The following is a 13,801-nucleotide window of genomic DNA, read 5'->3' as shown; positions in this document are numbered from 1 at the left end:
TGAATGAAGTATGCTTTGGTACTTTCTTGCTGGTGTTGCCCTAGGCGCTTTAGGGCTCAGCTTTCTTTATATTTCCGCGAGGCGCGAAATTGTAAAGATTGATGAAGAAAAGCAGCTATTGTTGCAGGAGAAGCAGATATCGATCGAATTCATGCATAGTTTGGTGGAAGCGATCGGTGAGGGGGTCGAGCGTAATGATTTATACAACCATATCGTTCATACCGCGATTCTAAGTACAGGAGCCTTGAGTGCGTGCGTTTATGAAAAATCAAACGGGAACCAGTTAAAGCGTGTTGCGGTAGAGGGGTTGTTTCCTCCCCAAAAGCCCATTGCCTCAGCTGACGAAACCGTAGTTACTCGAGCAAAATTTATAGAACAGATATTGAAGTCCGAAAGCTTCGAATGGGGAGAAGGCTTGATCGGCGGAATCGCCAGAAGCGGGAAGGGTATATTGATTGCCAACGCGAGAAAAGATCCAAGAGTCATCTTTCATAAGGATCCCGCGCTTGCCGTCCACTCGATTATTATTGTGCCCATTTTATCTCACGGAAGCGTTTTGGGTTTATTGGCCGTTGCCAACCCCGCGGATAACATAGCGTTTAACGAAACCGATTTTTCCCTCGTGCAATCCTTGGCAGAGCAAGCCGGTATGGCGCTCCATAACTTGCATTTGATGGAGCTGCAGTTAGAGAAAAAGCAGTTGGATTTTGAAATAACTTTGGCAAGCAATATCCAAGGGATGTTATTGCCGCAGTCTTTTCCCAAAGATAATCACTTTGACGTTGATGCGTGCTACCATCCCGCAAAAAAAGTGGGTGGTGATTTGTATGATGTCTTTAAATTGCCAGACGGTCGTATCGCTGTGGCAATCGCTGATGTATCCGGAAAGGGAATACCAGCATCACTCCTCATGGCGATTTGCCAGACAAATCTGAGGCATTATGCTCGAGGAAATATGTCTCCTGCCGAAGTGTTAAAGGCTATAAATAGAGAGATGTTCCCTGAAATGAGGCGAGACATGTTTATTACGATCGTTTATGCGATTATCGATACTAAAAAAGGAGAGATTATGTTAGCCCGCGCGGGACATGAGTTACCAATGCTCTTAAAGGGTAGCCAAGCGGAGGCAGGCAAGGCCACCGAGATCCAATTGATTTCTTCCGAGGGAATGGCATTGGGAATGGTTCCCAGCCATTTATTCGATTCTGTAATAGAAGACAAAATAATACCGTTTCATAAACACGATGTATTGTTGTTATATACAGACGGGATTACGGAAGCTATTAACGATAAAGGTGAAGAATTTTCTGCCGAAAGGTTAATAGCCGTATTCAGGGCCTTAGGGAGGGAATCTGCTAAAAATATCAATCAGGGTATTTTAAAAGAAGTAGCGGAGTTTGTAGGGGCACCGGATCGCGCCGATGACCTTACCTTATTGTCCGTAAAATGCACGCAGGGGTGATTTAAATTATAAAATAGGTTATATAAAGTAATGAATAGCATGACAGGATATGGTATCGCAGTGGGAAATTGCGATGAAAGTGAAGTGAGCGTAGAGATTTCTTCTGTGAATCGAAAGAGCTTGGAGGTGAGTGTTTATTTGCCCAAAGAGTGGGTGAAGATGGAGCGCGATATCACAAAAAGAATTCAAGAACGTGTAGGGCGCGGCAAGATCAACGTTTATGTCAAAATCGCGAGTATCGATGCCGAAAAGGGTTTTACGTGGAATGAAGATGGCGTGGGTAAGATTTTTAACGGTTTACGCGAAATGTCGGAAAAGCTGGATGTACCGTTTAATCCGGATGTTACCCTTGTCTTAAATGCCATGAAAATGAGTGGCCAAGATAGCAAGCTCCTCCCGGAAGACACCGTTGCGCCTGTAGTGGAAGTTTTGTTAGAAAAGGCATTGGATGCGTTTATCGAAACGCGCCAGGAGGAAGGAAACGTTTTGGCAAATGATATGGCAGGCCGATTGACCCAATTATCAACTTGGGCAAAAGAAATCGCGGCCTTGAGTAAGCCGACCATAGAGCGTTACCGCGAACAATTAATGGCGCGTTTGCAGCAATTGAATCTTTCTATTAATTTGGAGGATGAGCGTGTTTTGCGAGAAATTGCCCTGTTCGCCGATAAATGTGACGTTTCTGAAGAAATCACGAGATTAAACAGCCATATTGACTCTTTTCTGCAATGTATTCAAAAGGATGAAGGCAGAGTTGGGCGCAAAATGGATTTCATTTGCCAGGAATTGCACCGTGAGTGGAATACTATTGGAAGTAAGGCCAATAACATAGACATCTCTCGTATTGTTGTAGAGGCCAAAAATGAGCTCGAGCGCATTCGCGAGCAAGTGCAAAATATAGAATAAAGACTATTCGATTTACTTCGTTTCCGGCTCAACAAGCTCAGTATTATAGAGATAGCTCATGATGTGAGGTGTCGTTTGCTCAACTCTTTTTGCCGGGCCGGAGCGTTGGATCACGAACAATAAACGTTCCTTTGTATCAGGAAACATAATGAATTCCTGATAGAGCATAGGCTCTTTATTCGAGCCTTGGCTAACTTGGTATTCAATATACCTATAATTGCCATTTAAAATAAAGGGCTGGTTTGCTGGAATGAAATTGGTTTTCTGATTGAGTACCTTGAGGCGTTGCCCGTATTTTGCTTTCAGGCTTTCGATATAGCCTAAAAGGGTATTCAGATTAAAGTTTGGCAAAAACTCATCGGGTTTAAAGATACTAAAACTTAAGCGATTGTCTGGGTTTCCTTGCTCCGTAATCGCAAATGATTCCGTCATAGCAGGCGTAGTAACGTGCCACCGTGGGGGAAACTGCATTTTAATGATTAGTTTAAACGCTTTGTTTTCTAGAAGGTAGTATCTGTAGGCAAGGCCATCAAAAAATTCCTGTTGAGCAGAGATTTCGAGTGCGGGACGTTTTGTTAACGGCCACGAATAAACCGTCAGCTGCTCCGTGTTGTTTTTGCCTTTTGGTTGTGCTTGCGTTAGGGAAAAGGGAATGAGCAGACATAGGAGTGCCATAAGGGTGAGGGGTAATCGGCGCATGTGCATAATATAAGATTTCCTGGTTGTTTTTTTCAATCATTTCCGGAGCATTTTTTGCCAGCCTATAGGTTTAGAATGGCGGCATCGTATTCCGCTTTGTCAATAAAACGGAAGTCCAATCTTCTGAATGATCTGACATTAGGGGTTCCGGGAGGGTAATTGCCTTTGGCGAATTGATCGTAGAAGCCCCATAGGCGTATTGGCGGGCTGTAATAGGAGGTGGAAACCGTTTGATTCGCAATTTCACTTTCAAAAAGAGCCACGAGGGACCCTCTATAAAGGAATTTTTTGTTACTCCAATTTTCTAAAAATCTGGGGAAATTGTGCGTACCGCCACTGGCCATATTGGTATCCCCGCCTTTATTTGTAATAGCAATACCGGTGATAAGGGCAGTGTTAACTTCAGTATCTTCGGCAGGGCGATCACTTGTAGAATTCTTGCTTTTGGCGAAGTTCCATTGATCAGATAGGATCGTGATAGAATCAGCAGCTAGTGCTACCGGTGGTTCCGGCGAAAGAGGATTGTCGGGAGCCGTTTCTGTTCCCGTGGCAAAGCTGCCGTCCGCGTTAAAGTCACCTTTTACATAGATGGCGTTATTGGTTGCTAACGTAAAACCGCTGTCTCGTGTGGGGATGTTATTGTAACTCGGATTAGGGACTTTCTTGCCGTCAACCAGATAGAGCCCCATATTATCAACACTTACGTTGACTTTATCCGGGCGTCCTGTTTGGGATGCATCCATGGGGAACTCTACATATACAACGCCATTGTAGTCGGTTACGGGAACATAATTACTCGTCCATACATAAGGTTTATAATGTGAATCTGTATTATCTACTCCCTCTCGAAATTCACCAACATCTAATTGCAGGATATCGAGGCCTTTTTCTCGCCGTGCATCCCAAAAGCTGGATGTCGGTTTGTTGGTCGAGGGATCCTCTTGATAGGTGTGTAGTTGAAATACGTCACTCACAAAACTGGAGGATACAGCGACTGGAATTTCTTGAACATTGCCATTCGCATCCAATTCAGCTTCACTATTGGGTAGGAGCGGATTTATGCGTTTCAGTTTATTGAAGGAAACATAATAATCTCCAGTTAAGTGCTGTGCGTGGGTGGGGACGGTACTTGGATCGTTGGTTTTGTAGAGGCGGACAATCAGGCCAGCCTTGCGGGCGTACTTTTCTTTTTCGCCAATGCCTTTATTGTCAGGACTAGACGTGGGCAGATTTGGCTCAATAATAGCATAAGCATAGTTTAGCGCATCATCTACGGCTTCCGTTGCGGGATTATCGCGAACATAGTCCGGAAACCCGATTAAATTGAGTTTGGGCACGCTATGCTCGGTGCTTTGCACATTTCCGTCCCAGCGGTTAGATGCCAGTTCTCTCCAACCGGGGCTGGGGACACCGTTTTTTATAACCGTGTAGTTGCTATCATAGTAGCTCGAGGAAAGTGATTTACTTCCTGAACCTTTGTAATCACTTATCCAATCACCTTCGCTGTCTTGAAAGTAAACCGTGCCGGTTTGGGAGGTTCCTGGGTCAGACATCATGCCGTGGTGGAATTTTCCAGCCGTGGTTACGGTAGAGTGGAAGTATAATTTATCAATCGCAGAGACCCATATATCGCCGTTGGCATGAACGGGACCATACATTTCCATTTTAGGGCCGGGGTGAAATTCCATATCCAGGTTATAAAAAACAGCATGGGCTAGTAACGGCGCATCACGTACTTGAAGGATCTCTTTCACATAGGATATTACTTTATCATTCGAATGTGGTATCTTGGCTGCGGCTTTGGCATAAATTTTGACATTTCGCGCGAAAACAAGTTTTCCCTTTTGGCTATCGAATTCATTGCCCGGATCTTTTGGGTCAATGTAATTCCATTCACCGGGCGGAACGGTTCCTCCCTTAAGTTCTAGGTCGCTGTCCACGATTTCACTCGAAAAAAATGTGGAGGCCGAAGCCGGAATTACGAGTGGCTGATTTGCGGAAAGCAGTTCATCAGTAGTAAACGAAGTGGCATTTTGCCAACGCGCGATGAGCTGGGCGACCCCGTACTCCGCAAGGCTTTCGGCGGCGTTTTTTGCTTTCAAACGAGTGAAGCTCCGCTCATTAAACCGGCGTTCAGAAAGGCTCCATTGGATGAGTGCGGCGAGAATGATCGCAACAGCGGTTGCTATAATAATGGTGAGAAATATAACAGAGCCTTTGTTGTCTCGACTAAAATGTTTTCTGTGTTGAGGGTTCATTAATGGGGTTCTCGGCTAATTAATTGTAAATAAGACACATACGAAATCACAAGCAAAGCTTTATGCTACGATGATTGCATTTCAAACGACTGGAATTACTTTTATGAATGTATTATATTCAGTTGCCGAAAACTATGGAAAGGTTACCGAGAGCAGCTTCGTACTCTGCTTTCGTGATAAATTTAAAATCTACTTTCTTAAAGGAGCGTACCATCGGAGTACCAGGGGGGTAATGGCCTTCTTTGAATCTCGTGTAATAACCCCAGTCTCTTTGAGGTGGGCTGTAATAGCTGGTACTGTATCCTTGATTAGCAATTTCGCTTTCGTACAGGCAGACCATTGATCCGCGATACCTAAATTTCTTGCCGGACCAATTTTCTAAAAACCGGGGGAAATTATGGTTACCACCACTGCTGATAGCTGCTCCCCCTTTCGCGGTTGGAACAAGACCAGCAATAATTCCCGCGCAGACTTCATTGAAACTGGATGCAGTACGGTTACTGGCAGAACTTTTGCTTTTTGTAAAATCCCAGTTGTTTGATAAAATGGTTATCGCATCAGCGGCAAGGGCAACGGGCGGGTTTGGGCTATTTGCATGGTCTGGCTCAGTAGCAGAACCCGTAGCTTCATCACCATCCGCATTAAAATGGCCTTTTATATATAGAGTGTTGTTTGTGGCTATGGTGAAGCCAGGGGATCTACCGGGGCCGTAATTATAACTAGGGTTAGGTATATTGCTGCCGTTAATAACTAATAAACCGAAATTGTCTTGGCTTACGGTTACGTTATCCGGGCGATTCGTAATAGAGGTGTTTCTGGGAAACTCAAAATACACTATGCCGCTGTAATCCACTGTAGGGGTATATCCTGATGTCCACAGTAGGGGATTGTAGTTCCAGCGGGTATTGTCTACCAGCTCTCGGAATTGAGATACGTTAAATCTTAGAACATCTAGCCCTTTGCCTCGGCGAGCATCCCAGAAGCTTTCAGTAGGGGTATTGCTAGAGCTATCTTCTTGATACTCGTACATGCGAAACACATCGTCAAATTGGTCAGAGTCCATTGTGACTGCAATTTCTTGAACATTACCATCAGCATTGAGTGTTGGTTCGCTGTAGGGGTTAAACGCGTTATCTCGCGCGAGTTTGTATAATGCGATATAATAATCGCCTTTTAGGTGTTGTGCGTGCGCGGGGCGCTTGGAAGCATCAGGTTCTTTTATCAATCGAACAATTAAACCTGCTTTATATGCAAATTTTTGTTTTTCACCTTCACCTTTGTGCTCAGGGTTGGGTTGCGAAGGGTCACTGGGCTTTTTAGCGGGCATATTGGGCTCAATGAGCGCGTAGGCGTAATTTAAATCGTCTCCCGCAACAGTAGGGGTAGCTGGGTCATCATCAATATAGTTTTTAAACCCAATTGGGTTGAGGTACGGGACTTCATGCACATCCGTTTGCACATTCCCGTCCCAGCGATTAGAGGCTAATTCTCGCCAGGCATTTCGAGTTTCTCCATCAACGGTAACCGTATAGCGGCTATCGTAATAACTCGAGGAAAGGCTTTTATTGCCGGAGCCTTTATAATCGCTCATATAATTCCCGTCCGCGTCCTTAATACTTACCGTTCCCTGTTGAGAGCCTTCACTGCCGCTTGACCAGTCATCAGGCCAACGAATAAAACCGTGGTAGTATTTTAGAGGGGTTGTTATGGTGGAATTGAATTTTAGCGAGTCAACTGCGGCTACCCAGATATTTCCATTTGCGTGAACCGGGCCGTTCATCGACATAGCAGGGCCTGGGTGAAATTCTAGATCCATGTTGTAAAAAACGGCATGCGTAAATAAGGGGGCATCTCTTACTTGCAGGGTCTCTTCACCATAGACGGTTAACGTTTGATTCGTTTTAGGAACAGAAGCGCTTGATTTGGCATAAAGTTTAACATTCCTAATAAAGGTTAATTTCCCTTTTTGGGAATCGAATTGATTGGCAGGATTATCGGGATCTATGTAATGCCATTGGCCAGGGGGAACCGTACCGCCTGTTATTTCAGAACTGTCGACCTGAATTTCAGTATCCGCGTAAAAATCGAAGAAGGATTGGGGTAGGTTTATCGGATTATTGCTGGGCGCAAGGGCATTTAACGGAAAGATCGTTTCGTTTTCCCACCGCATTCGCAGATCGGCAACGCCATATTCTATAATGCTTTCAACCGCGTTTTTGAGCTTTAAGCGCAAAAAATGTCGCTCATTGTTCTTTTGTTCCCCAACGCCCCATTGCAAAAGGCTGCCCAAAACTAAGGTGAGTGCAGTCGTCACGAGCAGCGTTAACAAGAGGGTGGAGCCTCTTTTGAGATTTTTTTTGAGCTTGGGGTTGGTCAGTTGTGCTTTCATACCTAGGTGGGGGCATGTGGGGTTATTATGAGTATAAAATTATTAGCCTCGGGGTGAAATGGTAAAGTTGTAGGTTTCTGTCACACGTTTTGCTTCATTACCGTGAATAATCTTTCCGTTTACTACGATGCTTTTATTCCAAAAGTTATAAAATAGATTTCCATCAGCAAGCCCTTCAGAAAGTTCTATGATTTTCGGGAAATTACTCGAATTAATTAATGATTCGTCTGGTAAGAGACTTTCTAGGGGTGCGGTAGATGCAGGGGAAAAAGATATTTCGAATTTTCTTACAGGCCCCATGCTTGTGGGGTTAGAGGGGTCAACAGGGGCCCTGTAATATCCGATAATAGCCGATATAGGGCGGGTTTGGGAGATAAGGGTTGGCAAAGGGCCTTGAAACACGAGAACGATATAGTCGCCCGCGTTACTTTCGGCGAGGCGGTCACCCGCGCTATCATGATCTGTGTTTTTAAAGCTTTTATAGAGTACAAAATAATTGGCGGCTCTCGCGTTGTCCGAGAGCTCGCTCGTCAATTTTCTAATGTCATTATTGATCAGGTTTTTTTGTTCACTCACAAAAGCCATTCTGGAGCTCTCTACAAAAAACTCAACAGCAGCTCCTAAGACAAGGACGGCCAAAAAAAGCGTAATCATCACCTCGAAAAGCGTAAATCCACTTTTGGAAGTTCTTTTTGTGCGATCGTTTAGCATATAAATTTTTTTGAATAACGACTCTAAAGTTCCGTCTTCACCATCCTTAACGAACCCTGATGTTTCACATCTCCTCGTACATGGCGAGCTTCGTATTCAAATTCTAAAATGATTTCTAAAGCCGGAATAGCATTGGCTCCCGTATTCAAATCCTTGATTTTAGGGGTAAACCACATGTCTACGGTATACTCCACTGGGTTGCCGTCTGTATCTTCTTGGATGTCTATAAGAACTTGCTTGTAGTTGTTGGCTTCTGTTTTTGCGTAGGTTTCGGTTGTTTTACCTAAATATAGGGGGTCGTCCTTTTCAATATTGGCTGTTTCCAGCGCAGAAATACTTTTTGTGGGAATGGCTTGGCTATTATTGCTAACAGAGGATAGTAATTCAGCCATCGCAATGCTTTTCATCTGCTCTAAATAACCCTGGGCAACCGTAAAGGCTGTGTTCCTAATGATGTTCATCTGAGCTATCTTTTGTGACTGAATAGCGGTTGCACTCAATCCTAAAGCAGCGATGCCAAAAATAATCATGGACACCATAACCTCCACTAGCGAAAAACCCTTAATTCCTAGCTTCTTCTTCTTACGTCTTTGCATTTAACCCTTTATCTATAATATACATGAGTTCCTGAGAATTTAAACCCCAATGGGCGTTTTTTTATATAGTTTTGGCAATAAATAGGGTATTTTGATACCTTACCTTAAGGAATTATGATTGAATCTCAACGGCCATTTTTTAGGAAACTTGTTGTTTTACTAGGTTTGCCGTTCCATGATTTGACCATGGAGGAGGCTTTAAACGCATGCGAATCAAGCATGAAGCGTGCCGATCCTGAGTATTTTGTAACCGTGAATGTGGATTTTACGGAAAAAGCTTTTGAGAATCCTGAATTACGGGAGATTCTCTTTTTTGCGGGAACTATATTTTGCGATGGTATGCCGCTTGTCTGGCTTTCTCGTCTATTTGGCCAACCCCTGCGACACCGCATCGCGGGTTCAGATTTAACGCCAAAATTACTGGAATTATGTTCATTATTAAATAAGAAGATATATTTTTTAGGATCCGATCCCAAAACACTCCAGGAATTGATAAAAAAGCTCCAGGTAACGTTACCTGACTTAAGGATCGCGGGGCACGAATCTCCTCCTTATGGGGAAATTGATAGCTGGGATAACGCGCAAATCATTACCCGAATAAAAGCTGCGCAACCTGATTTATTAATGGTTGCATTCGGATGCCCTAAGCAAGAGTTATGGATCCACCGCTATTATAAAGAAACAGGTGTGCCGCTCACGTTAGGTGTGGGCGCAAGTTTGGATTTTATTGCGGGAAAGCAAATACGAGCGCCTAAATGGATGCAATCGTGCAGTTTGGAATGGCTTTGGCGCCTGATTACTGATCCGGCTAGATTGACAAAGCGGTATTTAAGGGATTTTCTCTTTTTTGGGCGTATGACGTGGTATCAGTTTCGCTTACTTAAACGAAAAGAGCATAACGCTATACCGCAGGCTCCTATTAAGGTGAGCGAGGAGGGGTTTGCTTATTTGCGCTGGAAGGGCGATTTGACGCAGGATTTGGTATACGACCTCCAGTGGCCCGAGTCTTGGGATTTCCCTGTTTTATGCGATTTGAGTGAGGTAACTGCGGTAGACAGCGCAGGCTTAGGGCGAATGGCTCAATTAGCTCGCTATTGCAGGCGACACCACGTTCGCTACATTTTTTTGCAACCGTCCGATCAAATAAAAAAATTTATCAAACTGTTTCACCTCGAAGCCCAATTGCCATACGTGAATAGCCCGGAAGAATTGAAATCTGTGTTGCAATAAAACAGAGGTTTTTTTTGAGATATCAATATTCATGCGTTATATTGGGGTAGAACTTAACGAAGGTATTATATGTTTTTTGTATCAGGGCAATATTTTGAAAAGGCAAATAAGCTTGTGCATGGCGGTAAATCGGATGTCCATAAGTTGAAGGATGAGTATAACGCAAAAGAAAAGAAAAAGATGCATTTCCATCCTCGGCAAAAAACAAAGAGGGGCAAGCAGGCAACCCGAGGTCTTTGGGATCATAAGGGGTAAGCTCTTCGCATAGGGGTGTTTTTTTCTGTATCGCTATTAGCAGTAAGGACTTGCTTAATTTTAAGAACGTTTTCATGATTAGGGGAGTATTTGCCCGGGCTCGGGCAAAATATTAACTCCCGTACATGGATTCCGTTATTATTGTCAGCTACAATACCAAGCATGATCTATCGGCATGCTTAAGCAGTGTTTGTAGCGCTTTAGAGAGCATTTCTTCCGAAATTATCGTAGTTGATAATAATTCGATGGATGGTTCTGCTGAGATGGTTAAATCAAAATTTTCCGATGTCGTATTAATCGAAAATAAGGAAAATCTAGGCTTTGCGGCAGCAAACGCACAAGCTTACAGGCAATGTAAGGGTGATTATATTTATTTAGTCAATCCGGATGCCGTTGTCCTGAACGATGCCTTTCAGGTCGCGAGAGCCTTTATGGATGATACTCCCGAATGCGGTATCTGTGGCGGTAAGGTTTTGGACACAACGGGCAATACGGTTCCCTCAGCAAGGCGTTTTCCTAACGCGTGGTATAAATTTTTAATGATATCAGGGCTAAGCGATCGTTATCGTCACATCAAGTTTTTTGGTAATGGAGACTACAAATGGTTCGATTACAATTCGACAATTGAAGTGGACTGGGTTCCAGGTGCTTTTTTTTGCATCCGCAAGGCAATGTTGGATGAAATTGGTTTTCTGGATAAACGCTTTTTCCTCTACTACGAGGAGACGGATTTATGCCTTAGGGCAAAGCAAAACGGCTGGAAGGTCATGTTTGTTCCGCAAATAATCATCACGCATGAAGGTGGCGCAAGCAGCAAGACGGTTAAGGATAAATTATTTGATCAAGGGTCCGCTCAGATCGTAAAATTTAGAATGTTGGCCGAGTGTCTCTATTTTAGAAAAAATTATGGCTGTTTGTCCGTTTTAAGCAATATGGGCATAGAACTCCTTTGGCACGCACTCCGCTGGATTGTTAATTTAATAAGGCCGCATCGTCAACTCAAGCGGCAAAATGCAGCAGCCCTGATGGCACTTATTATGGCATCTCTGCGTGAAACAAGATTCGGAAAAATTTCCCCGGAAAAACCTTGGAAGTAACTTATGAAAATTGATGTTGTTATCATAGGAATTAATACGGAAAATACATTGAAGAGCTGTATAGAGAGCGTATTGAACAGCAATTATCCTCTGAGTGAATTACAAATATATTACGTTGATGGGGGCTCTCGAGATAGTAGTGTGAGTATCGCCGGGCGATTTCCTTCAATCGAGATTATCGAGCTCGATACAAAATATCCAACTCCCGGAATGGGGCGAAATGCCGGATGGAGGGCGGGCAACGCTGAGTGGGTACAGTTTCTGGATTCAGATACAGAACTTCATCCCGATTGGCTTAACTTCGCGACACATGCAATTGAGGATAATATCGGCGCGATTAGCGGTAATTTGCATGAAGTATTTCCTAAGGCTAATATTTACCATTTTATCGCGCATTTAGAGTGGGGGGCAGACCCCGGAGAATCCCAGGCTTTTGGTGGAAACGTGTTTATGCGTAGATCTATTTTGCAAGAAACGGGAGGCTATCGAGAGGACTGGATTGTTGGAGAGGATCCCGATCTAAGCCAACGCATTCACAAATTAAATCACTGGAAAATTATTCATATAGACGCGCCCATGGGCCGCCACAACATTGCAATGAAATCTTTCGGTCAGTATTGGAAACGTGCATACCGTTCGGGTTATGGTTATGCTGCCATATGCGGGGCTCATGGCCTAAGGAAGGGTTCTTTTTGGGTGTATGAACTAGGCCGTATAATGGCTCGTGGCGGTGGTTTTGTGGGGTTATCTTTCGTTGCCTTCATTTGCTTGCTCTTTGGGCAAATGGTCGGCATCCTTATATTTTTGCTGGGCTTATGCTTATTATTATATCCGAGGCTTTTTCGTATTGATTATTTTAGGGAAAATAAAAAAATAGACTATATTAGCGCAAAAAGATATGCTTGGCATTGTAGTTTTGTTGTTATTCCCCAATTTTTCGGAATTATGCGTTATGTCTTTGGAGTCATGTCTGGTTCTGGATTGAGAAATCGAGTGAAATAAATGCCTAAAATAAAAAAAGCCCATATCCTGTTTGTCCTGTTCTTGGTCGCCCTCCTATCGGGGTGCTCCCACTCACGTTATGCCAAAATGCAGCCAGGTGTATTCGATAACGAGGGTAAGGAAGAGGACTTTAGTAAGTACGCTTCCAGCGCGCCTCAGGATGAAACCGTTCGTATGATGAAGGATGTCTTTTACTCCGAAATAGGAGACAGAGTCAATTATACGACACCCAAAGAAATTCAACAAGCGGGTGATGATATCGATGATACCTACAAATTTGGCCCCGGAGATGTCCTGAGTATCCAAGTTTGGAAACGGCCAGAGGTCTCGGATAACGATGTTACGGTTTCGCCGGATGGTACAATATCGGTTTCCAGAGCAGGTTATTTAAATGTTAACGGCCTTACGTTAGATGAAGTTACGATTAATGTGACAGCAGCACTAAGGCCTTTCTATACAGATCCAGAGGTTGTCATAAAAATTAGAACTTATAACAATAATAAGGCGTTTGTGTTAGGGCGTGTTGCTAATCCTGGTATTGTCCGCTTTTCGGGTAAAGGGACGCTCATGGAGGCGCTTTCGTTGGCCGGTGGTTTGCCTATTTTAGCGACAGAATCTTTTTTGACGAAATGCTCAATTGTTCGAGGAAAGAATACCATTTTCTGGGTCGATTTGCGTGAGCTTTTAAATAACGGTAATATCGCTTATAACATGCGTATTAAAAATGATGATATTATTTTTATTCCTGAAAGTGAGGATGAAGTAGTCTATGTCATGGGTGAAGTGAAAAACCCAGGAGCCGTTCGTTTAAAGACAAAATTAACGTTGCTTGACGCATTGATGTTCGCGGGTGGACCTCTCATAGATGCCGATGCGGGTCGTGTTTATATCGTCAGAGAAAAGGACAGAAAGGGTTATGTTCGCAATGTCGACCTTCGGGAATTGCTTGTTAATGCTAATTTTTCCAATAACTTTATCCTAAGAAATCACGACATCATTTTTGTTGGTCAACAAGATCTCTCTAAATGGAATTATTTCATTCAAAGTGTTACTCCCACTGTCCAGTTAATAAGCCTCGGAACAGGTATTGCAGAAGATTTTGGCGTTATGCAAGAGGTTCGAAAAGAACTGTTTGGACAAACCGGATTTGTTAATGGTAGTAATTAGTATTGTGTTGAAAAGCTTATACTTCTTGC

The 13,801-nt window shown here is 43.5% G+C and carries 12 protein-coding genes; 6 read left to right on the top strand and 6 right to left on the bottom strand.

Features of this window, described 5'->3' with window-relative positions; genetic code table 11:
* Window positions 1-10: 10 nt before the first annotated feature.
* Window positions 11-1,462: a hypothetical protein gene (locus AUJ82_00685; protein OIO60916.1), complete on the top strand. Its 1,452-nt coding sequence runs from the start codon at window positions 11-13 to the stop codon at window positions 1,460-1,462.
* A 30-nt stretch (window positions 1,463-1,492) separates the two neighbouring features.
* Window positions 1,493-2,368, top strand: a complete 876-nt coding sequence (locus AUJ82_00680) for a YicC family protein (protein ID OIO60915.1) — start codon at window positions 1,493-1,495, stop codon at window positions 2,366-2,368.
* Between the two features lie 12 nt (window positions 2,369-2,380).
* Here AUJ82_00680 and AUJ82_00675 read toward each other — a convergent pair whose 3' ends face one another.
* The 5 genes from AUJ82_00675 to AUJ82_00655 all read right to left on the bottom strand — a co-directional run bounded on the left by AUJ82_00675 (window position 2,381) and on the right by AUJ82_00655 (window position 9,021).
* Window positions 2,381-3,043, bottom strand: coding sequence for a hypothetical protein (locus AUJ82_00675; GenBank protein ID OIO60914.1), 663 nt, complete (start codon window positions 3,041-3,043; stop codon window positions 2,381-2,383).
* A gap of 86 nt (window positions 3,044-3,129) precedes the next feature.
* Window positions 3,130-5,325 carry a hypothetical protein gene (locus AUJ82_00670; protein ID OIO60913.1) on the bottom strand — a complete coding sequence of 732 codons (2,196 nt, stop codon included), beginning with the start codon at window positions 5,323-5,325 and terminating at the stop codon, window positions 3,130-3,132.
* Between the two features lie 118 nt (window positions 5,326-5,443).
* Complete coding sequence (locus AUJ82_00665; GenBank protein OIO60912.1) at window positions 5,444-7,714, bottom strand: hypothetical protein; 2,271 nt, start codon at window positions 7,712-7,714, stop codon at window positions 5,444-5,446.
* 42 nt (window positions 7,715-7,756) lie between these two features.
* Complete coding sequence (locus tag AUJ82_00660; protein OIO60911.1) at window positions 7,757-8,425, bottom strand: hypothetical protein; 669 nt, start codon at window positions 8,423-8,425, stop codon at window positions 7,757-7,759.
* Between the two features lie 23 nt (window positions 8,426-8,448).
* A complete protein-coding gene (locus tag AUJ82_00655; GenBank protein OIO60910.1) occupies window positions 8,449-9,021 on the bottom strand; it encodes a hypothetical protein in 573 nt (190 codons plus the stop codon).
* Between the two features lie 114 nt (window positions 9,022-9,135).
* On the opposite strand from AUJ82_00655, the gene AUJ82_00650 reads away from it, so the two are divergent.
* Window positions 9,136-10,251, top strand: a complete 1,116-nt coding sequence (locus AUJ82_00650; GenBank protein OIO60909.1) for a hypothetical protein — start codon at window positions 9,136-9,138, stop codon at window positions 10,249-10,251.
* 22 nt (window positions 10,252-10,273) lie between these two features.
* Here the strand turns inward: AUJ82_00650 and AUJ82_00645 are convergent, their stop codons facing one another.
* Window positions 10,274-10,582 (bottom strand): hypothetical protein, encoded by a 309-nt coding sequence (locus tag AUJ82_00645; protein OIO60908.1) that lies wholly within the window; start codon window positions 10,580-10,582, stop codon window positions 10,274-10,276.
* A 49-nt stretch (window positions 10,583-10,631) separates the two neighbouring features.
* On the opposite strand from AUJ82_00645, the gene AUJ82_00640 reads away from it, so the two are divergent.
* Genes AUJ82_00640 through AUJ82_00630 form a run of 3 tightly spaced genes read left to right on the top strand, consistent with a single transcriptional unit; the run spans window position 10,632 to window position 13,772 of the window.
* A complete protein-coding gene (locus AUJ82_00640; protein ID OIO60907.1) occupies window positions 10,632-11,603 on the top strand; it encodes a hypothetical protein in 972 nt (323 codons plus the stop codon).
* A 3-nt stretch (window positions 11,604-11,606) separates the two neighbouring features.
* Window positions 11,607-12,605: a hypothetical protein gene (locus AUJ82_00635; GenBank protein ID OIO60906.1), complete on the top strand. Its 999-nt coding sequence runs from the start codon at window positions 11,607-11,609 to the stop codon at window positions 12,603-12,605.
* Entirely contained in the window at window positions 12,606-13,772 is a 1,167-nt protein-coding gene (locus AUJ82_00630) for a hypothetical protein (protein ID OIO60905.1), read from the top strand.
* Window positions 13,773-13,801: the final 29 nt, after the last annotated feature.

It is taken from the genome of Verrucomicrobia bacterium CG1_02_43_26 (assembly GCA_001872735.1).
In the GTDB taxonomy this organism is placed as follows: domain Bacteria; phylum Verrucomicrobiota; class Verrucomicrobiia; order Opitutales; family CG1-02-43-26; genus CG1-02-43-26.
The sequence above is the reverse complement of the archived record's forward strand: the minus strand, read 5'-3'. Positions and strand labels throughout refer to the sequence as shown.

Excerpts from the sequence above, each read along its gene's own strand:
- AUJ82_00630 (OIO60905.1), top strand. The coding sequence starts at position 12,606 with ATGCCTAAAATAAAAAAAGCCCATATCCTGTTTGTCCTGTTCTTGGTC.
- AUJ82_00675 (OIO60914.1), bottom strand. The coding sequence starts at position 3,043 with ATGGCACTCCTATGTCTGCTCATTCCCTTTTCCCTAACGCAAGCACAA.
- AUJ82_00635 (OIO60906.1), top strand. The coding sequence starts at position 11,607 with ATGAAAATTGATGTTGTTATCATAGGAATTAATACGGAAAATACATTG.
- AUJ82_00685 (OIO60916.1), top strand. The coding sequence starts at position 11 with ATGCTTTGGTACTTTCTTGCTGGTGTTGCCCTAGGCGCTTTAGGGCTC.
- AUJ82_00640 (OIO60907.1), top strand. The coding sequence starts at position 10,632 with ATGGATTCCGTTATTATTGTCAGCTACAATACCAAGCATGATCTATCG.
- AUJ82_00660 (OIO60911.1), bottom strand. The coding sequence starts at position 8,425 with ATGCTAAACGATCGCACAAAAAGAACTTCCAAAAGTGGATTTACGCTT.
- AUJ82_00645 (OIO60908.1), bottom strand. The coding sequence starts at position 10,582 with ATGAAAACGTTCTTAAAATTAAGCAAGTCCTTACTGCTAATAGCGATA.
- AUJ82_00680 (OIO60915.1), top strand. The coding sequence starts at position 1,493 with ATGAATAGCATGACAGGATATGGTATCGCAGTGGGAAATTGCGATGAA.
- AUJ82_00650 (OIO60909.1), top strand. The coding sequence starts at position 9,136 with ATGATTGAATCTCAACGGCCATTTTTTAGGAAACTTGTTGTTTTACTA.
- AUJ82_00665 (OIO60912.1), bottom strand. The coding sequence starts at position 7,714 with ATGAAAGCACAACTGACCAACCCCAAGCTCAAAAAAAATCTCAAAAGA.
- AUJ82_00670 (OIO60913.1), bottom strand. The coding sequence starts at position 5,325 with ATGAACCCTCAACACAGAAAACATTTTAGTCGAGACAACAAAGGCTCT.
- AUJ82_00655 (OIO60910.1), bottom strand. The coding sequence starts at position 9,021 with ATGCAAAGACGTAAGAAGAAGAAGCTAGGAATTAAGGGTTTTTCGCTA.